This window comes from Leifsonia sp. RCC_180 (assembly GCF_058138205.1).
Genome location: NZ_CP200340.1, coordinates 3,472,831 through 3,497,696 on the forward strand (window position 1 = coordinate 3,472,831; position 24,866 = coordinate 3,497,696).

The following is a 24,866-nucleotide window of genomic DNA, read 5'->3' on the forward strand; positions in this document are numbered from 1 at the left end:
GTCGGTGATTTGTTGTTTCAATAAACTTATACCGCAGTCTCGCGTCCTGCGCGAGTCCCGGTTCAGAGCGCGTCGGTGAAGACGGCACCCACGCTAGCCGCCTCGACCTCCGAGGTCACCAGGCGGGTGTCCGACGGGGTGACGTGATGCACCGGACCGGTGATGGTCAGTTCGTCGGAGGTCTCGCGAAGGTCGCACGACGGCCCGGCCCACACCTCGACCAGTCCCGGCTCCACGATGCGGCGCAGCGACCGGTCCGAGAAGGCCAGGCGGGTGGTCGGCACCGCGAAGCGCACGATCGCCTCCTCGCCGGGCTGCAGCTCCACGCGTCGGTAGCCGAGTAGCTGGGCGACGGGACGCGTCACACTGGCGTGCACATCCCGTGCGTACAGCTGCACCAGGTCGGTTCCCGGCCGGTCGCCGGTGTTTCGGACGCGCACGCTCGCGCTGAACGTCCCGCCGGCCGCGACCTCCCGCTCTACAGTGAGCTCGGTGTGCTCGAAGCTCGTGTACGAGAGCCCGTGCCCGAACGGCAGCACCGGGGTGCTGTCCGCGCTCGTGATCTCGTTCGGACCGCCGAGTACGGGATGCAGGTAGGAGTACGGCTGCGCGCCCGCCGAGCGGGGGAGCGACACCGGGAGGTGGCCGGACGGCGACACGCGGCCAGAGAGAACCGCAGCCAAGGCGCGGCCGCCCTCCTCGCCCGGGAAGAACGCCTGAAGCACCGCCGCGGGGGCGGTCACCCCCTCGACCGCCCACGCGATCGCGTAGGGGCGACCGGAGAGCACGACGAGCACCACAGGGGTGCCGGTCGCGACGACCCGCTCGACCAGTTCGCGCTGGATGCCCGGAAGCTCCAGGCTCTCGACATCGTTGCCCTCGCCGACGGTGCCGCGGCCGAACAGGCCGGCACGGTCGCCGACGACGACCACTGCGACATCGGCGGCGCTCGCCGCGGCGACGGCCGCGGGGATCCCGGAGCGGTCGTCGCCCTCGACGGCGCAGCCGCGCTCGTGCGAGACGGTCGCCGACGAGAACTCCTCCCGCACCGCCTCCAGCACCGAGGGCAGCTCGAACCCGAGCGGCACCTCCGGGTGATGGGCGAGCACGTGGTTCGCGAACGAGTAGCAGCCCATCAGGGCTTCTGGCGCGTCCGAGTTCGGGCCGAGCACGGCGATCCGCTTCGGTGCGTCCGCCAGCGGCAGGGTGCCGTCGTTGGTCAGCAGGACGAGCGACTCCTCCGCCAGGCGGAGGGCGACATCCCGGTGGGCGGGCGTGTCCAGGTCGATGGAGGTCGGCGGCTCGTCGAAGGTCGCATCCAGCAGCCCGAGCTCCTCCTTCTGCGCAAGCACGCGCAGCACCGCGCGGTCGACCAGTGCCTCATCCACTTCACCCGAGCGGATGCGGGAGGCGAGCGGCTCGAGGAAGGCGTCGCCGGTGGGCAGCTCCACGTCGATCCCGGCCTCGAGGGCCAGCTCCGCCGCCTCGCCGAGGTCGGCGGCGACGCCGTGCATCGTGTGCAGGAACGCGACGGAGAAGTAGTCGGAGACCACCGTTCCCGTAAATCCCCACTCGTCGCGGAGGATGCCGGTCAGGTACTCGGGGCTCGCCCCGACGGGGACGCCGTCGATCTCGGCGTACGAGTTCATGACCGACCGCACCCCGCCATCCCGGAGCGCCATCTCGAACGGCGGCAGCAGGGTGTCGCGCACCTCGCGCGGCCCAGCGTGGACCGGGGCGTGGTTGCGTCCGGCCTGCGACGCGGAGTAGCCGACGAAGTGCTTCAGTGTCGCGTGGACGCCAGCGCCCTGCAGCCCGCGGACGTACGCGGTGCCGAGCGTTCCGACGACGTACGGATCCTCGGCGATGCACTCGTCGACGCGGCCCCAGCGTGGGTCGCGGATGACATCCAGGACCGGCGCGAGGCCCTGATGGATGCCGAGCTCGCGCATCGAGAGACCGATCAGGCCGGCCATCTCCTCCACGAGTTCGGGGTCGAACGACGCGCCCCACGCCAGCGGAGTGGGGAAGGTCGCGGCCTTCCACGCGGCGAGCCCGGTGAGGCACTCCTCGTGCACGAGTGCGGGGATGCCGAGCCGCGTCTCCTCCTTCAGGCGGCGCTGCTCCGCCCATAGCCAGGCTGCGCGCTCGGCGGGGTCGACGGGCCGGGTGCCGTAGACCCGCGTGAGCTGCCCGAGCCCGTGCGCGGTGACATCCGCGTAGGCGCCCGGGTTGCCCATCTCGCCGGCCATCGGCGCCACCAGCTCGTCGCCCTTGTCGACCCAGAAGCCGACCAGCTGGGCGAGCTTCTCATCCAGCGTCATGTCGGCGAGGATCCCGCGGACGCGCTCGGAGGGCGCGGAAGGGCGCGGAAGGGATTCGGTCATGTCGATCTCACACTTCTCGAGATGGTCGGGCGTCAGCCCTTGACGGCGCCGGTCAGCCCGCCGACGATGCGGCGTTCGAACAGGCTGAAGAAGATCAGCGCCGGGATCATGGACAGCGACGTAAACGCGAGCACCTTGGCTGTGTCGACGGAGTACTGCGACGAGAACGCCTGCACTCCGAGCGGCAGCGTGAACGTCGCCTCGTTGTTGAGGAGGAAGAGGGGCAGCAGGTAGCTGTTCCAGCTGGCGATGAAGGCCAGGATGCCCACGGTGATGACGCCGGGCATCGACAGCCGCAGCACCATCCGCCAGAAGAAGCCGAGCCGGCTGCAGCCGTCGATGAACGCGGCCTCCTGGATCTCATCCGGGATCGCCCGCAGGAACGGCACCAGGATGATGATCGTCGTCGGCAGCGCGAACGCGATCTGCGGCAGGATGACGCCGGTCAGCGAGTTCATCAGCCCCAGGTTCCGCACCACGATGTAGAGCGGCGTGATGGCGACCGTGATCGGGAACATCAGGCCGGCGGCGAACAGGGCGTACAGGATGCCGCGGCCGCGGAAGCGGTAGCGGGCGAGCACGTAGCTGGCCATCAGCCCGAGCACGATGACGCCGAGCGTGGTGACGACCGCGACGATCGTCGAGTTCCCGACCTCGGTCCAGAAGGTGCCGCCGGTGAGGACGCCGATGTAGTTCTGCACGTTCCACGGATTGGGGAACCCGGCCGGGTCCACCGTGATCTGCGAATTGGTGCGGAAGCCGCCGAGCACGATGTACACGATCGGGGTGAGCATCAGCGCGATCACGACGAGGGCGATGAAGTAGACGCTGGGGGAGCCCCAGGGCAGCGACTTCGCCTTCTTGCGATCCGGGGCATCCAGGACGCCGGGGGCGTCGGGAGCGTCCGGGATGACGACCATCGCGCTCATCGGTTCTTCCTTCCCTTGCGCCTGTCGCCCGTGATCGCGCCCTCGGTGTCGCGCCGGAGCACGAACCGCTGGTAGAACAGCGCGACGATCAGGGAGATCAGGAAGATCACGACGGCGACGGCGTTTCCGTAGCCGAAGTTGCCGGCGTTGCGGCCGTTGGCGACCATGTAGGTCGCCATCGTCGAGGTGCCGGCGGTCGAGGCCACGTACTGGCCCCAGATGATGTAGACGAGGTCGAAGAGCTGCAGCGCTCCGATGATCGACAGGAACGCCCAGATGCGCAGCGTCGGGCCGAGCAGCGGCAGCGCGATGCGGCGCTGGATCTGCCAGTAGGACGCGCCGTCGAGCGCGGCCGCCTCGTACAGCTCCTCGGGGATGCCCTGAAGCCCGGCGAGGAAGAGGATGACGGCGAAGCCGACGTACTTCCAGGTCAGGATGGCCAGCAGCGTCCAGATCGCGATGCTCGGGTCGGACAGCCAGTCGTGGGCGAGGAAGCCCATGCCGATGTTCTTCAGGAACCCGTTCAGCGCGCCGTTCGTGGCGAGCATCAGGCTCCAGCCGGTGCCGACGACGACCTCGGCGATGACGTACGGCACGAAGATCAGGACGCGGATGATGGACTGTCCGCGCATCTTGCGGTTGAGCAGGAGGGCCAGCAGGATGGCGACCGGCCCCTGCAGGACCAGCGAGCCGATCACGATCAGCCCGTTGTGCATCAGCGCCTGCTGGAAGGCGGAGTCCTGGAGGATGGTGACGTAGTTCTGCAGTCCGACGAAATCCGTCGCCGGTCCGTAGCCCTGCCAGCGGAAGAATCCGTAGTAGGCGGCGATCACGACCGGGAAGATCACGAACGCCAGGAAGACGATCGCCGCAGGACCGGCGAGCAGCAGGATCTCCAGGCGCATCCCCCAGCTGCTGCGCTTGCGGCGCGGCCGCGACGGGAGCGACGCGACTGCGCCGCTCCCGTCGTGCTGCGCGAGGTCCGACTGCGGCGCGATGCCGGTGGACGTGTTCTCGCGGGTGTTGCTCACGAGCTCAGTCCTCAGCCCTTCTTGGCGGCGTCGTTGGCCGCCTGGATGAGCTGCTTCGGGTCGCTCTTGCCGGCCAGCATGTCGACGACCGCCACGTTCAGGGCGTTGCCGACGTTCTGTCCGAGGACCGTGTCCAGCCACTGCGAGACGTACGGGGCCGCGTTGTAGGCCTTCAGCACATCCTTCAGGTAGGGCTCGGTGACGACCTTCTGCGCCTCGGAGTTCACCGGCGGAGCGTTGAAGGCCTTGTAGTAGGCCTCCTGCTGGTCCGTGGTGGCGATGAAGTTCAGGAAGTCGGCGCACTCCTTCGGAGCCTTGACCGAGCATGAGTACCCGTCGACGCCACCCATGATCGAGCCGGGCTCGCCCTTGCCGCCGGAAACCTCGGGGAAGGGGTAAAAGCCCAGGTCGGGCAGCGGCTTCTGGTCGGGGGTGAGGGACGCGATCACTCCCGGGTCCCAGGCGCCCATGAGCTCCATCGCGGCCTTGTGGTTCGCGACCAGGCCGGCGGAGCTGCCCGCGCCCTGCTGGGCGGAGGTGGTGAGGAAGCCGTCGTTGAAGGGCTTGGTGTCCGAGAACTTCTGGAGGTCCTCAGCGGCCTTCAGCCAGCATCCATCGCTGAACGACTTGGAGTCAGCGGTCTTCTCCATGGTCGAACCGGCGCACTCGCGGAGTGCGAACCAGTAGAACCAGTGAGCGGCCGGCCAGGCGTCCTTGGCGCCGAGGGCGATCGGGGCGACCCCGGTGGCCTTCAGCTTCGTGACGTCTGCATTGAGGTCGTCGATCGTCTTCGGTGCCTCGGTGATGCCGGCGGCCTTGAACAGGTCCTGGCTGTGGAAGAGCCCGCCCGGCAGCACGGCGATGGGCATCGCCCACACCTTGTCCTGGTAGGTCTCCGCCTTGAAGGATCCCTCGGAGATGTTCTTCTTCGTCTCGGACGACACCTTGCCGGTGATGTCCATCAACTGGCCGGCGTTGACCATCGCCGCCATCTTTCCGCCGCCTCGCTGCAGGAAGATGTCGGGTGCGTCGCCGGAGTTGAGCGCGGTCTGCAGTTTGCCGTCCAGGTCTTCGTTCTGGATGGACTGAACCTTGATGGTGACGTTCGGGTTCGCCTTCTCGAAAGCGGCGACGGCGTCTTTCCAGAACTGCTGGCCGGGGCCAGTGGTGGAGTTCTGCCAGAGGGTCATGTTGACCTTGCCGTTGCTGCTGGAGCTGTCGGAGCCGCCGCTACACCCGGTGAGGGCGAGCGCGCCGGCCATCACGACGGCGGCCCCGGTAAGGAGCTTGGTGCCTTTCATGTGATTCCAACCTGTTCTCTTCGTTGAGGTGGGGACGACGGAAGTGTCGCAAGCGCTGGTCGATCGTGTCAAACGTTTTCGAAAACCTTTTCTACGCTATGGTTTGTCTCCATGGGACGGCGTCCGACGATCAATGACGTGGCCGAAGCGGCCGGCGTTTCCGTCGCGACTGTGTCCAAAGCGGTGAACGGCCGATACGGCGTGGCGACCTCCACGGTGGAGCGCGTTCTGCAGGTGGTTCAGGAGCTCGGGTACGAATCGAGCCTCGTCGCCAGCAGCATGCGATCGCGCCGCACGGGCGTGATCGGCGTGCTCGTCGCCGACTTCGAGCCGTTCTCGGCCGAGATCCTCAAAGGCGTCGGTGCAGCCCTGCGCGACTCCCGCTACGACCTCCTGGCGTACAGCGGATCACGGCAGCCGTCGAGCGAAGGATGGGAGCGGCGCTCCCTCAGCCGGCTCAGCGGAACGCTGATCGACGGGGTGATCATGGTGACGCCGACGGTCGTGAACGCGAACGCCGACGTGCCCATCGTCGCGATCGACCCGCACACAGGTCGTGCCGACGTTCCGACGGTGGAGTCGGACAGCTTCGGCGGGGCGCGCCATGCGACCACCTACCTGATCGGACTCGGACACCGCCGGATCGCCTTCGTCGCCGGACGTCCCGACCTGCGGTCGTCGAACCTGCGCGACGCGGGATACCGGCGCGCGCTCGGCGAGGCGGGCATCCCCTTCGATCCGTCGCTGGTGGCCGTGGGGCGGTACGAGCACGACACGGTTCGGGAGGTCGCGCTGCCCCTGCTCTCCCGGGCGGATCGGCCGACGGCCGTCTTCGCCGCCAACGACATCTCGGCGATCGCGGTCATGGAGGTGGCGGCGGAGCTGGGGCTGGACGTGCCGCGCGACCTGTCGGTGATCGGGTTCGACGACGTCCCCGAGGCGTCGCAGTACAACCCGCCGCTGACGACGGTGCGCCAACCGATGCAGAGCCTCGGGGCGGCGGCGGCCGATCTGCTGGTCTCGCTGATGGGCGGGGAGACGCCGGAGCGCATCCACTTGCGCCTGCCGACGCGGTTGGTGCGTCGCGCGACGACGGCGGCGCCTGCCTGATGCGCTGGTCCTGTTTTCAGGACCGCGCCGCCGCCGAGGTGCTCGTAGTTGTCGCAACTCGCCCGGGATACGCGCAACTACTTACCCTTCGGCGCCGCTCAGGCGCGCAAAGTCCTGAATACAGGACGCGGGAAGCGCGCCCTACACTGGCGCCATGACGTTCGGTGAGGCGATCCGGACCGTACTCCGGAAGTACGCGGAGTTCGGGGGACGCGCGTCGCGCCCCGAATTCTGGTGGTGGATGCTGTTCTACGTCCTCGTCGCGAGCGCGCTGAACGTGTTCGGCGTCATCCGCATCGGCGAGACGTCGTCGCTCGGCGCGATCCTGTCGAGCCTGTGGGGCATCGCGGTGCTGTTGCCGACGCTCGCTGTGGGCGTCCGACGGCTGCGCGACGCGGGGTACGGCTGGGGTCACATCTTCTGGCTGCTGGTGCCGATCGCGGGGATCATCGTGCTCATCGTGTTCTGGGCGCAGCCCGCGCGGGACCGTGTGAGCAGCCCGACCGCGGGGCAAGCCGCGTCCTGAATTCAGGACGCCGCAAGCGCACCGCGTCCTGAGAACAGGACGCAGTCGTCACCCGAACCGCGCCGCCAGCCACGCCGCCTGCGCGCGCCAGTGCGCGCCGCCGCCGCCTTCGTGGTCGTTGAACGGATAGACCTCGATCGCGCGGTCGGACGCCGCGAGGTGGTTGTACGCGGCGAACGTCGTCGACGGCGGCACCACGGTATCCATGAGCGCGACCGAGAACAGCGAGGGCGCGTGGATGCGGCGGGCGAAGTTGACGCCGTCGAAGTAGCTGAGCGTCCGGAAGACGTCGGCGACCTCATCCCGGTGCACCGACAGGTAGGTCGCAAGCTCGAGGAACGGACCTCCCGACGCGACCTCGGCACCCCGCCGGTAGGCGCAGAGGAACGCGACGTCGGGCATCGCCGCCGCGACGCCGTCGGCCAGCGCAGCGGCGGCGAGCGCGATCCCGCCGCCCTGGCTGCCGCCGGTCACGGCGATTCGCTCGCCGTCCACGAACGGCAGCGATCGGGTCGCGTCGACCGCGCGCACAGCATCCGTGAACACCCGCCGGTAGTAGTACGTCTCCGGCGAGTGGATGCCGCGGGTCATCACTCCCGGCGTCGCCGGCCCCGAGCCGTGCGGATCTGGGGTGTCGCCGCCGCTGCCCCAGCCGCTGCCCTGGCCGCGCGTGTCGACGAACACGTGGACGTATCCGGCGAGCGCCCACTGGACATTCTCGCCGGCGAGCCCGCGCCCGCCGCCGTAGCCCTGGTACTGCACCACCGCGGGCAGCGGCCCGTCGGCATTCAGCGGGCGCGACACCCAGGCGCGGACCGGCTCGCCGCCGAACCCGGGGAACACGAGGTCACCGATCAGGAGCTGGGTAACCGGCGAGTCGGCCGGGGTCAGCTCCGGGACCCCGCCTGCCGCCCGGGCCTGGGCGATCGTCCGCGCCCAGAACTGGTCGAAATCGGCCGGCTCCTGCACTTCCGGGCGGAAGGCGAGCAATTCGGCGTAGGTCAGGTCGGTGAGCGGCATCGGACTCGCTTTCAGAACGGCTTTCACGTGGATCGCAGTGCATCGCAGTGGATCGCGCTGGATCGGAGGCGGCTGGCCGTCATTGTGGCACAGCATCCACGAGCACGTGAGGGTGAGCGGCGTCGCATGTGCGACAGTGGCTGCATGCCCGCTCCCGCCCGACCGACGCTGGAGGCGATCGCCCGTGAGGCGTCCGTCTCGCTGTCCACGGTGTCGAAGGTGCTGAACGGCCGCCCCGGCGTCTCGTCGGCGACGCGTCGCCGGGTCGAGGAGCTGCTGCACGACTCCGGGTATGCGCGCCGCGGGGTGGATGCTGAGCGCGGCGACGCGGTCGAGCTCGTCATCGAGAACCTGGCCAGCGAATGGTCGGTGGAGGTCATCCGCGGAGTGGAGCGGGTGACCCGCGAGAACGGCCTGTCGATGACGCTCTCCACGATCGGCGACTATCACGCGGTCGGCGACGACCTGATCACCGGAGTCCTCCGACGCAAACCGATCGCGATGGTGCTGCAGTTCTCGAATCTGACGGCCGACCACCGGCGTCAGCTGCGCACCCGCAACATCCCTTTCGTGGTCGTGGACCCCGCCGGCGATCCTCCGCCGGAGGTCCCCGCCATCGGCGCCACCAACTGGGCGGGCGGGGTGACGGCGACCCGTCATCTGCTGGCCCTCGGCCACCGCCGGATCGCCGCCATCGGCGGTCCGGAGGAGTTGATGTGCTCCCGGGCGCGGATCGCCGGCTACCACTCGGCGCTGCAGGAGGCGGGCGTCCCGGTGGCGCCAGACGCCGTCCGCAGCGCCGCCTTCTCCCGCGCGGCAGGCGAGCAGGAGGCGCGGCGGCTGCTGGAGGCCGCTGAGCGCCCCACCGCGATCGTGTGCGGCAACGACATGCAGGCGCTGGGCGTGTACGACGCCGCGTTCGCTCTCGGACTCGATGTGCCGCGCGACCTCTCGGTCGTCGGGTTCGACGACGCGCCGTCGGCCGCGTGGGCGCGCCCGCCGCTGACGACCATCCACCAGCCGCTGCAGAAGATGGCGGAGGAGGCGACGAGGCTGGCGCTGCGGCTTCGCGCGGGCGAGGTCGACAGCACCCGGCTGGAGCTGGCGACCACCCTGATCGAGCGTGGATCGACGGCCCCGCCGGCCACGCCCGCGCCGGCCCCTAGCGAAAGTTTTCCAACCGCCTGAAGAAACTTGCATGCCTCCGGGATGCCGAACTACCGTCGCACGGGTACAGCCAGACGTGAGGACGACGATGACCGACGACAAGCCGCAGCTGAAGGTCGCCATGATCGGCTACGGGTTCATGGGCGCCGCCCATTCCCAGGGCTGGCGCACCGCACCCCGCTTCTTCGACCTCCCCGGCGAGCCGGTCATGGCCGTGGTCGTCGGCCGTGACGCCGCCCGTGTTGAGGATGCGCGTCGCCGGTTCGGCTGGCAGCGCGCCGAGACCGACTGGCGTGCGGTGGTCGAGGACCCCGAGATCGACGTCATCGACATCTGCACGCCGGGCGACAGCCACGCCGAGATCGCTATCGCGGCCCTGGATGCGGGCAAGCACGTCCTCTGCGAGAAGCCGCTCGCGAACACGGTCGCCGAGGCCGAGGCGATGACCGCTGCAGCCGAGCGGGCAGCCGAGCGCGGCATCCGCTCGATGGTCGGCTTCAGCTACCGTCGGGTCCCTGCGATCGGCTTCGCCCGGACCCTGGTGCAGGAGGGCCGCCTCGGCAACATCCGCCAGGTCCGGGCCCTCTACCTCCAGGACTGGCTGCGCGACGAGGACGGCCCGATGACGTGGCGGCTCGACAAGGCGTCCGCGGGGTCCGGCTCCCTCGGCGACATCGGCGCGCACGCGATCGATCTGGTCGAGCACCTCACCGGTTCGAGCCTGAGCGGCGTCTCCGGGACGCTGACCACCTTCGTGGAGGAGCGCCCGCTGCTCGGCGAGGGCGTCGGACTCTCCGGTACGGCCTCGGCCGAGCGCGGCCACGTCACCGTCGACGACGCCGCCTGGTTCACCGCCCGGTTGGACGGGGGAGCGGCCGACGGCGCGATCGGCGCCTTCGAGGCGACCCGCTACGCGACCGGACGGAAGAACGCCCTGCGCATCGAGCTGAGCGGCTCGCTCGGGGCCATCGCGTTCGACCTGGAGGAGATGAACGAGCTCCAGTTCTACGACGCAACCGCCCCGGCGGGCGAGCAGGGGTTCACCCGCATCATCGTCACCGAGCCCGAGCATCCCTACATGGCCAACTGGTGGCCGACCGGTCATGCCATCGGCTACGAGCACTCGTTCAGCCACGAGGTCGTCGACTTCGTCACCGCCATCGGCGAGGGCACCGACCCGGAGCCGTCGTTCGCCGACGGCCTCCACATCCAGCGCGTCCTCGACGCCGTCGAGCGCAGCGCCGCCACCGGCAGCGCCTGGACCGCGATCCCCGCAACCCGGAAGGAAGCATGAGCAAGCAGGCACTGATCGTCCGCGGAGGATGGGACGGGCACATGCCCGTCGAGACGACGGAACTCTTCGTTCCGTTCCTCCGTGAGTACGGATTCGACGTGCGGGTGGAGGAGGGGTCGGCCGTGTACGCGGACGACGCCGTCATGGACTCCGTCGACCTCGTCGTGCAGGTGAACACGATGAACACCATCGAATCGGACGAGTTCCGCGGGCTGCAGCGCGCGGTCCTGAACGGCACCGGGATGGCCGGATGGCACGGCGGCATCGCCGACTCGTACCGCAACAACGCCGACTATCTCCACATGATCGGCGGGCAGTTCGCCCACCACGCGGGCAAGGATCCGGCCGAGCGTGTCGGCGACCAGTCGGACAACTACATCCCGTACACCGTGCACATCACCGAGTACGGCAAGACGCATCCCATCACCGCCGGAATCGAGGACTTCGACCTGGTCACCGAGCAGTACTGGGTGCTCAGCGACGAGTACAACGACGTGCTGGCGACGACCACGCAGGAAGCGCGCCCGTTCGATGCGTGGAACCGCCCGGTGACCGCGCCCGCGATCTGGACCCGCCAGTGGGGCAAGGGCCGCATCTTCGTCTCGGCTCCCGGCCACCGGCTCGAGATCGTCGAGAGCCAGCCCGTCCGCACCATCATCGAGAGGGGGATGCTGTGGGCGTCCCGCTGAACATCGGCGTGATCGGAGTCGGCGTCATCAGCCGGCAATACTTCGAGCACTTCCCCCAGCTGCCGAACCTGCGGCTCGCCGCGGTCGCCGACCTCGACCTCGACCGCGCGTCGGCCGTCGCCGACGAGCAGGGCGTCGTCGCTCTCTCGGTGGACGACCTGCTCGCCGACCCGCGAGTGGATGCGGTGCTCAACCTGACCATCCCGAAGGCGCACGCCGACATCGCCCTGCGGGCGCTCGCCGCGGGCAAGCACGTGTACGGGGAGAAGCCGCTGGCCCTGTCGACCGCGGAGGCGCGGCCGGTGCTCGAACGCGCCGCCTCGCTGGGCCTGCGGGTCGGCAGCGCCCCCGACACCGTCCTCGGCACCGGGGTTCAGACGGCCCTCGCGCTGCTCGACGAGGGACGCATCGGCGACCCGGTCGCCGCCGCGGTCGCGTGGAGCGCGCCCGGCCACGAGCTGTGGCATCCCGCGCCCGCCTTCTACTACCAGCCCGGCGGCGGCCCGCTCTTCGACATGGGGCCGTACTACCTGACCAGCCTGGTCAGCTTCTTCGGTCCGGTCGTCCGCGTATCGGGGACCGCGGGTCGTTCGACCCGGGAGCGGACGGTCGCGACCGGCCCGCTCGCCGGATCCACCATCCCGGTGGATGTGGACACGCACGTCACCGCCATCCTGGAGCACGCCTCGGGCGTCGTCTCGACCGTCACCGTGTCGTTCGAGGTCTGGGCGACGCGCACGCCGAAGTTCGAGGTGTACGGCACGGAAGGGACCATCGCCGTCCCTGACCCGAACATGTTCTCGGATCCTGTGGAGGTCGCCACGGCGGCGGACCGCGACTTCCACGAGGTGCCGGTCGCTGCGGGGTACGCGGACGCGGGCCGCGGCTACGGCCTGGCAGACATGGCACGGGCGATCGAGACCGACCGGCCGCACCGGGCCTCCGGCGAGCTGGCGTTCCACGTGCTGGAGATCATGGAGTCCGTCGTGCGTGCGGGTGCGACGCACACGGTGGTCGAGCTGACGTCGACGGTCGAGCGGCCGGCGCCGGTGCCGCTGGGGGCGCGTCCCGAGACCTGGTGACGAGGGAGCGCACGACGCGCGTTATGGTCATTGCATGTCCGTATCCGACCTGAGCACGGTCCGCCCTTCCTCGGGCGGGGCGACGGATGCGCTGCGCCGCAGCAACCTGGCGACCGTGCTGGGGCTCGTCCATCGCGAAGGCGCGCTGTCGCGCAGCGACCTGACCCGGCTGACCGGCCTGAACCGCTCCACCGTGGGCGACCTGGTCACCGAGCTCGCGGCACTCGGGCTGGTCGACGTCGACGAGACGCCCGGCGGCGGTCGAGCCGGCCGGCCGAGCCCGGTGGTGCGCGCCTCGGACAACGTCGCCGCGGTCGCGGTGAACCCCGAGGTGGATGCGATCATCGTCGGTCTCGTCGGCCTGGGTGGCCGAGTGCTCAAGCGCGTCCGCATCGAGACCGCCTCGGCGCGGTCAGCCGCTGAGACGGTGACGCTCGCGTCCGCCGGAATCGCCGGCATGCTCGCGGGCGAGACGGCGATCCGTGTGGCCGGGCTCGGGGTCGCGGTGCCGGGGCAGGTGAGGCTGTCCGACGGCATGGTCCGGGAGGCGACCCACTTCGGCTGGGTGAACGAGCCCCTCGGGCGCATGCTCGCGGAGGCGACCGGGTACCGGGTGTGGGCGGCGAATGCGGCAGTGCTCGGGCTTCGGGCGGAGGGCGCGTTCGGGGCCGGCCGGGGGGTCGACGACCTCGTGTACATGATCGGCGGCGCCTCCGGAATCGGCGGAGGGGCGGTCGGCGGTGGACGGCTGCTGACCGGCGCCGCAGGGTATGCGGGAGAGTTCGGGCATACGTTCGTCCGCTCCGACGGCCGGCACTGCTCCTGCGGATCGCGGGGGTGCCTGGAGGCCGAGGTTACCCAGGCCGAGCTTCTCGGCGCAGTCGGCCTGACGTCCACCGAGGCGACTTCGCTCGCCGACCGCCTCGTCGCGACGGACGACCCGGCGGCCCTCGCGGTCCTCGAGCGCGACTATGCGCTCATGCAGGTTGCGGCCCGCAACGCCGTCAACGTCTTCAATCCGTCGTCCCTGGTGCTGGGCGGTTTCCTAGCCGCGCTGTACCGGGGCGCGCGGGCGCACGGCGCACCGGACCTCTTGGCCGACGTCGTGCACTCCTCGCGGGAGGGCGTTTCTGTTGCCGAGGCGGAGCTGGGGGCCGATCAGCTGCTGATCGGCGCGGCAGAACTCGTCTTCTCCGAGCTCATCGCGGATCCGGCACGGGCCCTCGCCGCCTGAGCTTTCGTGCGCTGGGCGCGCGATTGTTGCCGCCCCGAACTAACCCATCCGGCCTGTGATGACCGGACATCGCATCCAAAAAACAACTTGCAATCGCATCCAGCCTCACTTATGTTGTGATCGTCAACAAATAGCATCGGAGTGGCTGCGAGGCCTGCAGACGCGCGTCCACTCCACTACAAGGAGGTAACAGATGCGCAAGAGGCACCTCGCGATCGGCGCCGTTCTGGCCGCCGGTGCGCTGCTGCTCGCCGGCTGCTCGGGCACGTCCGGCTCGTCGTCCGACAGCACCGACGGAAAAGGCAAGACCCTCACGCTGTGGCACTTCGAGAGCGAAGACTCCGCCATGGGCAAGGCCTGGAACGAGGCCATCAAGGAGTTCGAGGCCGAGACCGGCGCCAAGGTGAAGTTCGAGGCGAAGGCGTTCGAGCAGATCCGCTCGACGGCCTCCCAGGTCCTCAACTCCGACCAGGCCCCCGACATCCTCGAGTACAACAAGGGCAATGCCACCGCCGGCCTTCTCGCCAGCCAGGGCCTGCTCTCCAACCTCGATGATGCCGTCAAGAAGTACGGCTGGGACAAGAAGCTCGCCCCGAGCCTGCAGACCACGGCCAAGTACGACGACAAGGGCATCATGGGCTCGGGCTCGTGGTACGGCATCCCGAACTACGGCGAGTACGTCGAGGTCTACTACAACAAGGACATGTTCACGAAGTACGGCGTCGAGGTCCCCAAGACCTACGAGGAGTTCGTCGCCGCCCTGCAGAAGTTCAAGGACGCCGGCGTGACGCCTCTCGCCGAGTCGGCAGCGGAGTACCCGCTCGGCCAGCTCTGGTACCAGCTCGCCCTGAACAAGGCGGACCGGAAGTTCGTCGACGATTACCAGCTCTACAAGGGCAAGGTGAACTGGCAGGGCAGCGAGCTCTCCGGAGCCACCAAGACCGTGGATGACTGGGTGCAGAAGGGCTACATCTCCAAGGATGCGTCGGGCCTCAAGGCCGAAGACGCCGGCACCTCGTTCATCTCGGGCAAGTACCCGATCTTCTTCTCCGGCAGCTGGTGGTACGGCCGCTTCCAGACCGAGATCAAGGACTACCAGTGGGGCACGTTCCTGTTCCCCGGCACGAAGCTGTCGCCCGGTTCGGCCGGCAACATGTGGGTCGTCCCGGAGAAGGCGAAGAACAAGGGTCTGGCGGAGAAGTTCATCGACATCACTATGACCCCGAAGATCCAGGCGCTGATCGGCAACAACGGCGGTGTCCCCGTCGCGGCGAAGACCAGCGACATCACCGACGAGAAGTCGAAGGAACTCATCGCGAACTTCAACACGCTCACGGGTGAGGACGGCATCGCGTACTACCCCGACTGGCCGACGCCCACCTTCTACGACCAGCTGAACGCCGGCCTGCAGGAGCTCATCAACGGCACGAAGTCGCCGGCGGACGTCAACAAGGAACTCGGCTCCGAGTACCAGTCCGGCGTAGACGAGATCGTCAACCAGTAACCGAAGTCCCCAGCCCCAAGCCGTCAGCTCCGGACTTTTTCGCCCCCCGACCCGCGTGTCGGCCCGAAAAAGTCCGGAGCGGATGGCGGAGGGAGAACGTAAGGAGCAACGCATGGTCGACGTGAGCGTGGCGGCGCCGCAGGAGCGGACGCCGCAGCGGCGCAGGCAGCGCGGGCGCAGCGAGTCGCTGATGCCCGGAGGGGGGCACGGCCGGTTCTGGTGGTACCTGTTGCCGGGATTCGTCCTGCTGACGGTGATCGTCCTCGTACCGCTGCTGTGGAACATCTACCTCAGCTTCACCAGCTACCGCGGCATCCGTCCGCCGAAGTTCATCGGGCTCAACAACTGGGTCCGACTGTTCGGCGACGACAAGTTCTGGACCTCGTTCGGCAACTCGATCGCCATGGTCATCGCGATGGTCGTCATCCCGACGCTCGTCGGCCTGATCCTCGCCGCCATGCTGTTCGACCTGATCGGCAAGAAGTTCGGCGGCAAGCTGGCCAGCTTCCTGCGGGCCACCTACTACCTTCCGCAGATCCTCCCCGTCGTCATCGCGGCGATCGTGATCGGCTGGATCCTCCGCCCCGACAACGGCGCGCTGAACACCATGCTGCAGGCGGTCGGACTCGGGCAGTTCGCCCACAACTGGCTGGGCAGCCCGGACACGGCGCTCCCCTCGATCATGGCGGTGATGGTCTGGGTGCAGCTCGGCTACCCGGTCGTCATCTTCATGGCGGCCCTGCAGCGGGTCGACCCCGAACTGTACGAGGCGGCGGAGCTGGATGGGGCCAACTGGCTGCAGCGTTTCCGCTCGATCACCGTGTCCATCATCCGCCCGGAGATCTTCGTGGTCACGCTGACCTGCACGATCGCGGCGCTCAAGGTCTTCGGCCCGGTCTACACGCTGACCCGCGGTGGCCCCGGCAACGCGACGATGGTGCCCAGCGTCTACTCGTACAGCGAGTTCTTCCAGAGCCAGCAGGTGGGATACGGCGCCACGATCGCGACCGCGCTGACGGTGGTCATCATCGCCGTCTCCGTCCTCTTCATCATCGCCCAGAACCGCGCCGAGCGCAGGGAGAACGAGATCTGATGTCGACCACCCTCACCCGCCCGAGCGCCCCAGCGACGACGACCGAACCGCGCAAGCTGAAGCGGCAGAAGCCACGCAAGACCGTGACCGACTGGGTCATCCTGATCGTCGCCATCGTGATCGGGGTCGCCATCGCGTTCCCGTTCCTGCTCATCCTGCTGAACTCGTTCAAGAGCCCGGCGGACTACAACGCGGGCGGCCCGCTGCAATTGCCGACATCCTTCTACACCGACGGCATCGTCAACTTCTGGAACCGGGTGAACTTCCCGGAGAAGCTCTGGAACTCGTTCTTCATCGCCGGCATGGTCGCGATCCTGTCGGTCGTGCTCTCCGTGCTGAACGCCTACGCGCTGGGCATCGGCCGCGTGAAGGCGCGGACCTGGATCATCGTGCTGTTCCTGCTGGCGAACATGCTGCCGCAGGAGGCCCTGCTGTACCCGCTGTACTTCATGTTCAAGCAGGTCGGCCTGTACGACAACGTGTGGGCGGTCATCATCATCTTCACGGTGATCCAGAGCGCGTTCGGGACGTACCTGCTCTCCAGCGTCTACGGCACCTTCCCGAAGGAGGTGCTGGAGGCTGCATCCCTCGATGGTGCAGGACGCTGGCGCATCCTGTGGCGGGTCGTCGTGCCGATCTCGCGTCCGACGCTCAGCGTCCTCCTGATTTTCTTCTTCATCTGGACGTGGAACGAGTTCCTGATCCCGCTGACCTTCCTGGTGTCGAACGACAACCAGACTGTGCCGGTGGCGATCAGCGTGCTGCAGGGCGACCGCCTGATGGATGTGACCACCACCTCCGCGTCGGCGCTCCTCGGCCTCATCCCCACGCTCATCTTCTTCCTCATCTTCCAGCGCACCCTGACCCGCGGCATCACCGCCGGCGCGGTCAAGTAACCGGAGCATCCCCTTCATGAAGTTCACCGATGGTTTCTGGATGCTGCGCGACGGCGTCACGCCGATCTACGCCCAGGAGGCGTACGACGTGTCCGCCGGCGACGACAGCATCACGATCACCGCGCCCGCCAAGGTCATTGAGCGCCGGGGCGACACGCTCAACCGCCCGACGCTGACCGTCACGCTCAGTTCTCCGCTGCCGGGGATCGTCGGCGTGAAGGTCGACCACTGGCAGGGGGTCCGGCCGCAGCGCGGGTTCGACCTGCGGGTGGAGGAGGGACACGCGACCGTGTCCGTCGACGACGAGGCGGGCGTGCTGACCACCGGCGGCCTCACCGCCACGGTGAAGCGCGGCGCACCCTGGTCGCTGACCTTCTCGGCGGGCGGCCGGGTGCTCACCTCCAGCGGTCACAAGTCCCTCGGGCACATGACCGTCGCCGGCGACGGCACGTACATGCACGAGCAGCTCGCGCTCGGCGTCGGCGAGCTCGTCTACGGCCTGGGGGAGCGCTTCGGCCCGCTGGTGAAGAACGGCCAGGTGGTCGACGTCTGGAACGCCGACGGCGGCACCTCCAGCGAGCAGGCGTACAAGAACGTCCCCTTCTACCTCACCAACCGCGGCTACGGCGTGCTCGTCAACCATCCCGGTCACGTCTCGTACGAGATCGGCTCGGAGTCCGTCGAGCGCGTGCAGTTCTCGGTGCCGGGGGAGAGCCTGGAGTACTACCTGATCTACGGCCCGACGCCGAAGGAGATCCTGGAGCGGTACACCGCGCTGACCGGCCGCCCCGCCTCCGTGCCGGCCTGGTCGTACGGGCTCTGGCTGTCCACGAGCTTCACGACCGCCTACGACGAGGAGACCGTCACCTCCTTCATCGACGGGATGGCGGAGCGCGACCTCCCGCTCTCGGTGTTCCACTTCGACTGCTTCTGGATGCGCGAGTTCAACTGGTGCGACTTCGAGTGGGACCCGCGCACCTTCCCGGACCCCGAGGGGATGCTCGCGCGGCTGCACGAGAAGGACCTCCGCGTCTGCGTCTGGCTCAATCCGTACATCGGCCAGCGCTCGCCGCTGTTCGCCGAGGCGGCTGCCGCAGGGTACCTGGTGACGCGGCCGAACGGCGATGTCTGGCAGTGGGACCTCTGGCAAGCCGGGATGGGCCTGGTCGACTTCACGAATCCGGACGCGACCCGCTGGTACCAGGACAAGCTGCGGGCGCTGGTCGCCCAGGGCGTCGACTGCTTCAAGACCGATTTCGGTGAGCGCATCCCGCTGGAGGTGGCGTACTTCGACGGCTCGTCGCCGGAGCGCATGCACAACCTGTACACGCAGCTCTACAACGAGGCCGTCTTCGAGGTGCTGCAGGAGGCGAAGGGCGAAGGCGAAGCAGTGCTGTTCGCGCGCTCGGCGACGACGGGCGGCCAGCAGCTGCCCGTGCACTGGGGTGGCGACAACACCTCCAGCTACGAGTCGATGGCCGAGACGCTGCGCGGCGGACTGTCGCTGGCGCTCAGCGGCTTCGGCTTCTGGAGCCACGACATCGGCGGGTTCGAAGGGACGCCCGATGCGGGCGTGTTCAAGCGCTGGACGGCGTTCGGTCTGCTGTCGAGCCACTCGCGGCTGCACGGCAGCAACTCGTACCGGGTGCCGTGGGCGTTCGATGAGGAGGCCGTCGAGGTCACCCGACTGTTCACCAAGCTGAAGCTGCGGCTCATGCCGTATCTCTTCGCCGCAGGACAGGAGGCGCACACCTCCGGGACGCCCGTGATGCGGCCGATGCAGCTCGAGTTCGCCGGGGACCCGGCGATCGACTACCTCGACCGGCAGTACATGCTCGGCGCGGACCTCCTGGTAGCACCGGTGTTCTCGCCGTCGGAGGTCGAGTTCTACCTGCCCGCGGGCATCTGGACCGAGTACTTCTCCGGGCGCACGGTCGAGGGTGGACGCTGGCTGCGCGAGACGCATGGCTTCGACAGCCTCCCGCTCTATGTGCGCGAGGGCGCGGTGCTTCCGGTCGGCGGTCGCGACGACCGACCGGACTACGACTACCGCGACGGGCTGACCCTCGCGGTGCATCCCGGGCCTGACGGTGAGAAGACGGTGACGGTGACGACTCCCGGGGGAGAGGTCGCGGAGTACACCGTGACGCGTTCGGGCGCATCGCTGACCGCGACCGGGCCGGCTGCGCATCCCTTCACACTCCGGGATGCCGTGAGCGGCCGCACGGCGGAATCGGTGTCGGGCACGGCGACGCTCGACTGATTCCGGTCCCGCAGCCGGTGGTGCGGGTGCTCGCCTGGCGCCTGCACCACCGGGAGCCCGACTCGACGGTACAGTTACGGGGAAAATGGACGGCAGGGCGACGGGGACGAACCTCGACACGGTGCGGCGGCACAATCTTGCCACCGTGCTCGGCCTCGTCCACCGTGAGGGGCCGCTGGCCCGCTCGGCGCTGACCACCGCGACAGGGCTGAACCGCTCGACCGTCGGCGCCCTGGTGGGCGAACTCGTCGAGCTCGGTCTCGTGCAGGAGCGCGAGCCCGGGCTGAGCAATCGCGTGGGCCGTCCGTCTCCGCTGGTCGCACCGGACGGACGCGTCGTCGCGATCGCGCTGAACCCGGAGATCGACGCGGTGACGGTCGGAGTCGTCGGACTGGATGCGACCGTGCACCGCCGCGTGCGCTATCCGACCGGTCACATCCCGACCGCCGCCGAGGCAGTGGCGATCGCGGCCGCCGTCATCGACGGTCTGCGTCCGCACCTCGCCGGGCTGACCCGCGTGGTCGGGATCGGCGTGGCCGTTCCCGGACTCGTCCGTGAGAGCGACGGCGTCGTCCGGCTCGCCCCGCACTTGGAATGGGCGGAGGAGCCGTTCGCGGCCGACCTCGCCGCGGCGACCGGCTACCCGGTGCTCGCGGCCAACGATGCGAGCCTCGGCGCCAACGCCGAGCGCCTTTTCGGTGCGGGCCGCGGCGCGAGCGACCTGGTCTACCTGAACGGCGGCGCGTCGGGGATCGGCGCGGGTGTCATCGTCAGCGGTGCGCCCCTGACCGGCATCAGCGGGTACGCCGGCGAACTGGGCCACACCCTCGTCAACTCGGCGGGCGTCCGCTGCCATTGCGGCGCGATCGGGTGCCTGGAGACGGAGGTGAGCCAGAGCGCGCTGCTGCGTGTGCTCGGGATGGATGCTGCTGACCCGGAAGAACTGGACAGGGCTCTGGCCGCGGCGGTCGCCGCGGGCGATGCTGCTGTGATCGCCGAGGCGGATCGGCAGATCGGGTTCCTCGCGACAGCCCTGCGGACCGCGACGAACGTCTTCGATCCGGAGCTGATCGTCTTGGGCGGGTTCCTCGGGGCGCTGCACGCGCTCGACCCGGAGCGGCTGCCGCGGCTGGTGGGGGAGCAGGCGCTGGCCGCGAGCGCAGAGCGGCTGGCGATCGTGCGTGCCGGACTCGGCTCGGACATCCTCATGATCGGTGCGGCGGAGCTGGCGTTCGGTCCGCTGCTGGCCTCGCCGGCATCCTGACCGGTCGCACTGTGGTGGGCCGGCCCGGTTTCGATGGCCGCAATACGAATGCGCACGTTCACATTCCGGGGCTGGTGCGTATAAGATCCTTGTAGCCGATCAATCGAATCGATTCGAGGTCGTGCTGCTTCCGCGCCACCCGTCGAGGTGGCGCTCGTGCGTCCAACGGCGGACGCGGCCCCTCACCGCCCCGATCTGCCAAGGACCCTTCTCGTGACCACCGTCGTGCATCCCGGAGACTCGCTCTCCGGCCGCCAGCGCCTCGCCTACATCCTCATCCTCGGCGCCCTGACCGCACTGGGTCCGTTCACGATCGACACCTACCTCCCGGCGCTGCCGACGCTGCAGGGCGACTTCAATGTGTCGACCGCGGCGATCCAGCTCACGCTGACGGCCACGACGATCGGCTTCGGCGTCGGTCAGCTGCTCGTCGGGCCCTGGTCGGACAAGATCGGTCGCCGCACCCCGCTCATGGTGGCGACCGGCGTGCACATCATCGCCTGCCTGGCCGCCGCGGTCGCGCCCAACGTCGAACTGCTGGGCGTCGCCCGCGCGCTCCAGGGCATCGGCGCAGCGGCCGGCGGTGTGGTCGCGATGGCCATGGTCCGCGACCTCTTCGGCGGCCGCCCCCTGGTGCGGATGCTGAGCCGCCTCGCCCTGGTCAACGGCCTGGCGCCGGTGCTCGCGCCGGTGCTCGGCTCCACCCTGCTGCTGGTCATGCCGTGGCGGGGCATCTTCGTCGTCCTCGCCGTGTACGGCCTGTTCGTGATCATCTGCGTCGCCCTCTGGATCGTGGAGACGCTTCCCAAGGCACGGCGCCATGACGCCGGGCACTCCACCGTCGGGCAGCGCTACAAGAACGTGCTCAGCGACCGCGTCTTCGTCGGCATCGCGATCGTCGGAGCAGCCAACTTCACCGGACTGTTCTCCTACCTGTCGTCGAGCTCGTTCATCTTCCAGGAGATCTACCACTTCAACGCGCAGGAGTACGGACTGCTGTTCGCGATCAACTCGATCGGCATCATCATCGGCGTCCAGTCGGCCGCGCGCCTCACCAAGTATGTCGGACCGCAGTGGATCCTGGCCTGCTCGACCATCGTGATGTTCCTGTCCTCTGCGACGATCGTCGCGCTCGACCAGGCCCACGTCGGACTCCTCGGCATCGTCATCCCGCTCTGGTTCTTCATCGCCGCGTGCGGCTTCGGCTTCCCGTGCGTCCAGGTGCTCGCCCTGGCCGGCCACGGGCATGAAGCGGGGACCGCCGCCAGCCTGCTGGGGGCGCTCAACTTCGGCATCGCCGGCATCGTCTCGCCGGTCGTCGGCATCCTGGGCGTCGGAAGCGCGGCGCCCATGGGCACTGTGATGGCGATCTGCGCCCTGATCTCTATCGCGTCGCTCTGGATCGTCGTCCGCCCGCGTACGGTCCCCGAACTCGCGCACTGAGCCGTCCCGGGCCGTCCCTAGTAGGTGCATGCCGCGACGGGTACGTTGACGACATGACCGAACCGCATCCCGCCGCCGTCCCACCGGAGGACGCCGAGGGCCACGACGTCGTCAAGGCCGCTCGCGTCACCCGGAGGTGGCCGGTCATCGCCGGATCGGTCGCCGTGCTGCTCGTCGTCGGCCTCGGCGTCATCCTCGCGCTTCGCCCAGGCGAGCCGTTCGCCGTCGACCGCGAGTGGATGGGCGAGATCGTCGAGCACCGTTCGCCGTTGTGGCTTGGTCCGGCGCTGTTCTTCAACTACGCGGGTGGGACGATCTTCGGCTCCATCGTCATCCCGCTGCTCATCTTCCTGGCGCTCCTCGCCTTCCGGAGACCGTGGGGCGCCGCGTTCTTCGCCATAGCCAGCATCGTGTCCGTGATCTGCGTGCAGTTGATCAAACACACGGTGGGTCGAGCGCGCCCGACGGAGATTCTCGTGCACGCCGACACCGGTTCATTCCCGTCGGGGCATACGGCCAACGCGGCCACCATGGTGGTCGTCCTCGGCATCCTCTTCCCGCGCGTCTGGGTGTGGGTTCTCGGGGTCGCCTGGGCGCTCCTGATGGCCGCGAGCCGCACCTACCTCGGGGCGCACTGGATCAGCGACACGATCGGCGGCCTCCTGCTGGGCGCTGCCATCGCCGTCATCGTCTGGACGCCGCTCGCCCACCGGTTGGCGCACGAGGCGGCGGAACCGCATCCGTTCTTCCTGGCCCGTACCGCGCGCCAGTAGAGTGTGCCGCATGAGCGACGCGGACGCGCTGGCGACGGCGCAGGCTGAGGCCGAGGCGGCGGCCGAGGAGGCCGAGCGGCTTCAGGCCGAGGCCGCGGAGGCGGTGCGGAAGGCGCAGGAGGCGTCCGCCGCGGCGGAGGCCCTGGCCGCGGCGCCTACACCGACCACGGAGCCGCCGACGCCCGCCGGCCCCCTCGATCCGGCCCAAGTGGATGCGGTGCGCGCCGGCTACGCCTTCGACGGCGCGGTCCTCGAGCTGGGCGCGCTGGTGAACGGCGACGCGGTCAGCGACGTACCGATCCGCATCCCGATCGGCATGACCAACCGGCACGGCCTGGTCGCAGGCGCGACCGGGACAGGCAAGACCAAGACCCTTCAGGTGCTGGCCGAGCAGCTCGCGGCGGCAGGCGTCCCCGTCTTCGCAGCCGACATCAAGGGCGACCTGTCGGGAATCGCGACGCCGGGAGAAGCGAACGACAAGCTCCTGGAGCGCACCCGCGGCATCGGTCAGGACTGGGCGCCACACGCCGCCACCACCGAGTTCTTCTCGCTCGGAGGTGTCGGCCGGGGCATCCCGGTCCGGGCGACCGTCGCCGGCTTCGGGCCGTTGCTCCTGTCGAAAGTGCTCGGACTCAACGAGACGCAGGAGTCGAGCCTCGGGCTGGTGTTCCACTACGCCGAGCAGGAGGGTCTTCCCCTGCTCGATCTGGCCGACCTCCGCGCGCTGCTCACCTACCTCGCGGGCGACGAGGGGAAGCAGGAGCTCGCGGGGCTCGGCGGCCTGTCCGGTGCGACCGTCGGCGTCATCCTGCGCGAGCTGATCGCGTTCGCCGACCAGGGCGCTGAGGCGTTCTTCGGCGAGCCGGAGATCGACACGGCCGAGTTCCTGCGGCTGGCGCCCGACGGCACCGGGATGGTCAGCCTGCTGGAAGTGCCGGGCGTGCAGGACAAGCCGGCGGTCTTCTCCACGTTCCTGATGTGGCTGCTCGCCGACCTGTTCAACGACCTGCCCGAGGTGGGCGACCTGGACAAGCCCAAGCTCGTGTTCTTCTTCGACGAGGCGCACCTGCTGTTCCGGGATGCGTCGAAGGACTTCCTGGCGTCCATCACGCAGACGGTGCGCCTGATCCGCTCGAAGGGCGTCGGCATCTTCTTCGTCACGCAGACGCCCAAGGACGTGCCGTCTGACGTGCTCGCCCAGCTCGGCTCCCGCATCCAGCACCAGCTCCGCGCTTTCACGCCTGACGACGCCAAAGCGCTGAAGGCCACCGTGTCCACGTATCCCACCTCCGGTTACGACCTGGCACAGGTGCTGCAATCGCTCGGGACCGGGGAGGCCGTGGTCACCGTCATGAGCGAGAAGGGGGCGCCGACGCCGGTGGCCTGGACACGGCTCCGCGCGCCGCAAGGGTCGATGTCGCCCGCGCCGGAGCAGCAGGTGGAAGCGACGATCGCCGCGTCGCCGCTGCAGGCGAAGTACGGAACAGCGCTCGACCGCGACTCGGCCCGCGAGATGCTCGGGCGCAAACTGGATGCGGCAGCGGCCGAGGCGAGCGCCGCCACGGCCGCCGCCGAGAAGGCGAAAGCGGACGCCGACGCGGCGAAGGCGGCGGCGAAGGCCGACGCGGAAGCGGCGAAGGCGGCGGAGAAGGCGCAGAAGGAGTACGAACGCATCTTGCGTCAGACCGCTCCGCGCACGACAGCGCGACGCACCTCGTCCTCGTCGTCCTCATCCGGGAGCGACAAGACCGTGCTGGAGCAGGTGCTGGGCTCGAAGGCGACGCGCGACATCCTGGGCAGCGTCGTCGAGGGCATCTTCGGGACGCGGCGCCGGCGCTAGCTCCGCGATGTAGTAGTCGC

Annotated in this window: 20 protein-coding genes; 15 read left to right on the top strand and 5 right to left on the bottom strand. The window is 69.0% G+C overall.

Annotated features, from left to right (window positions below):
• Window positions 1–62 precede the first annotated feature (62 nt).
• The 4 genes from AB7E03_RS17110 to AB7E03_RS17125 are packed head-to-tail and all read right to left on the bottom strand — an operon-like array spanning window position 63 to window position 5,648.
• Window positions 63–2,387 carry a beta-xylosidase/alpha-l-arabinosidase gene (locus tag AB7E03_RS17110; protein WP_489942525.1) on the bottom strand — a complete coding sequence of 775 codons (2,325 nt, stop codon included), beginning with the start codon at window positions 2,385–2,387 and terminating at the stop codon, window positions 63–65.
• 32 nt (window positions 2,388–2,419) lie between these two features.
• Window positions 2,420–3,316: a carbohydrate ABC transporter permease gene (locus AB7E03_RS17115; protein ID WP_489942526.1), complete on the bottom strand. Its 897-nt coding sequence runs from the start codon at window positions 3,314–3,316 to the stop codon at window positions 2,420–2,422.
• A complete protein-coding gene (locus AB7E03_RS17120; RefSeq protein WP_489942527.1) occupies window positions 3,313–4,347 on the bottom strand; it encodes a carbohydrate ABC transporter permease in 1,035 nt (344 codons plus the stop codon). The genes AB7E03_RS17115 and AB7E03_RS17120 overlap by 4 nt, the downstream gene beginning before the upstream one ends.
• An 11-nt stretch (window positions 4,348–4,358) precedes the next feature.
• Window positions 4,359–5,648, bottom strand: coding sequence for an extracellular solute-binding protein (locus tag AB7E03_RS17125; RefSeq protein ID WP_489942528.1), 1,290 nt, complete (start codon window positions 5,646–5,648; stop codon window positions 4,359–4,361).
• 111 nt (window positions 5,649–5,759) lie between these two features.
• Between AB7E03_RS17125 and AB7E03_RS17130 the strand changes: the two genes are divergently transcribed.
• Both AB7E03_RS17130 and AB7E03_RS17135 read left to right on the top strand, forming a co-directional pair.
• Window positions 5,760–6,758, top strand: coding sequence for a LacI family DNA-binding transcriptional regulator (locus AB7E03_RS17130; protein ID WP_489942529.1), 999 nt, complete (start codon window positions 5,760–5,762; stop codon window positions 6,756–6,758).
• A gap of 154 nt (window positions 6,759–6,912) precedes the next feature.
• Window positions 6,913–7,284 carry a DUF805 domain-containing protein gene (locus tag AB7E03_RS17135; protein WP_489942530.1) on the top strand — a complete coding sequence of 124 codons (372 nt, stop codon included), beginning with the start codon at window positions 6,913–6,915 and terminating at the stop codon, window positions 7,282–7,284.
• Between the two features lie 48 nt (window positions 7,285–7,332).
• Here the strand turns inward: AB7E03_RS17135 and AB7E03_RS17140 are convergent, their stop codons facing one another.
• Window positions 7,333–8,304, bottom strand: coding sequence for an acetylxylan esterase (locus AB7E03_RS17140; RefSeq protein WP_489942531.1), 972 nt, complete (start codon window positions 8,302–8,304; stop codon window positions 7,333–7,335).
• Window positions 8,305–8,448: 144 nt separating this feature from the next.
• Here AB7E03_RS17140 and AB7E03_RS17145 point away from each other — a divergent pair, with 144 nt between their 5' ends.
• The 13 genes from AB7E03_RS17145 to AB7E03_RS17205 all read left to right on the top strand — a co-directional run bounded on the left by AB7E03_RS17145 (window position 8,449) and on the right by AB7E03_RS17205 (window position 24,846).
• Window positions 8,449–9,492: a LacI family DNA-binding transcriptional regulator gene (locus AB7E03_RS17145; protein ID WP_489942532.1), complete on the top strand. Its 1,044-nt coding sequence runs from the start codon at window positions 8,449–8,451 to the stop codon at window positions 9,490–9,492.
• Window positions 9,493–9,559: 67 nt separating this feature from the next.
• Entirely contained in the window at window positions 9,560–10,765 is a 1,206-nt protein-coding gene (locus AB7E03_RS17150; protein ID WP_489942533.1) for a Gfo/Idh/MocA family protein, read from the top strand.
• Window positions 10,762–11,454, top strand: coding sequence for a ThuA domain-containing protein (locus tag AB7E03_RS17155; protein ID WP_489942534.1), 693 nt, complete (start codon window positions 10,762–10,764; stop codon window positions 11,452–11,454). The genes AB7E03_RS17150 and AB7E03_RS17155 overlap by 4 nt, the downstream gene beginning before the upstream one ends.
• Complete coding sequence (locus tag AB7E03_RS17160; RefSeq protein WP_489942535.1) at window positions 11,439–12,536, top strand: Gfo/Idh/MocA family protein; 1,098 nt, start codon at window positions 11,439–11,441, stop codon at window positions 12,534–12,536. Before AB7E03_RS17155 ends, AB7E03_RS17160 begins: the two co-directional genes overlap by 16 nt.
• A gap of 34 nt (window positions 12,537–12,570) precedes the next feature.
• Window positions 12,571–13,770 carry an ROK family transcriptional regulator gene (locus AB7E03_RS17165; RefSeq protein ID WP_489942536.1) on the top strand — a complete coding sequence of 400 codons (1,200 nt, stop codon included), beginning with the start codon at window positions 12,571–12,573 and terminating at the stop codon, window positions 13,768–13,770.
• Window positions 13,771–13,963: 193 nt separating this feature from the next.
• Window positions 13,964–15,274, top strand: coding sequence for an ABC transporter substrate-binding protein (locus tag AB7E03_RS17170; RefSeq protein WP_489942537.1), 1,311 nt, complete (start codon window positions 13,964–13,966; stop codon window positions 15,272–15,274).
• A 112-nt stretch (window positions 15,275–15,386) separates the two neighbouring features.
• Window positions 15,387–16,367 (top strand): carbohydrate ABC transporter permease, encoded by a 981-nt coding sequence (locus AB7E03_RS17175; protein ID WP_489942538.1) that lies wholly within the window; start codon window positions 15,387–15,389, stop codon window positions 16,365–16,367.
• Window positions 16,367–17,263: a carbohydrate ABC transporter permease gene (locus tag AB7E03_RS17180; protein WP_489942539.1), complete on the top strand. Its 897-nt coding sequence runs from the start codon at window positions 16,367–16,369 to the stop codon at window positions 17,261–17,263. The genes AB7E03_RS17175 and AB7E03_RS17180 overlap by 1 nt, the downstream gene beginning before the upstream one ends.
• Before the next feature lie 16 nt (window positions 17,264–17,279).
• Window positions 17,280–19,526, top strand: coding sequence for an alpha-xylosidase (gene yicI / locus AB7E03_RS17185; protein ID WP_489942540.1), 2,247 nt, complete (start codon window positions 17,280–17,282; stop codon window positions 19,524–19,526).
• 85 nt (window positions 19,527–19,611) lie between these two features.
• Window positions 19,612–20,790: an ROK family transcriptional regulator gene (locus tag AB7E03_RS17190; protein WP_489942541.1), complete on the top strand. Its 1,179-nt coding sequence runs from the start codon at window positions 19,612–19,614 to the stop codon at window positions 20,788–20,790.
• 213 nt (window positions 20,791–21,003) lie between these two features.
• Window positions 21,004–22,233 carry a multidrug effflux MFS transporter gene (locus AB7E03_RS17195; protein ID WP_489942542.1) on the top strand — a complete coding sequence of 410 codons (1,230 nt, stop codon included), beginning with the start codon at window positions 21,004–21,006 and terminating at the stop codon, window positions 22,231–22,233.
• A 53-nt stretch (window positions 22,234–22,286) separates the two neighbouring features.
• Window positions 22,287–23,006 carry a phosphatase PAP2 family protein gene (locus AB7E03_RS17200; protein ID WP_489942543.1) on the top strand — a complete coding sequence of 240 codons (720 nt, stop codon included), beginning with the start codon at window positions 22,287–22,289 and terminating at the stop codon, window positions 23,004–23,006.
• A 10-nt stretch (window positions 23,007–23,016) separates the two neighbouring features.
• Window positions 23,017–24,846 (top strand): helicase HerA-like domain-containing protein, encoded by a 1,830-nt coding sequence (locus AB7E03_RS17205; RefSeq protein WP_489942544.1) that lies wholly within the window; start codon window positions 23,017–23,019, stop codon window positions 24,844–24,846.
• Window positions 24,847–24,866: the final 20 nt, after the last annotated feature.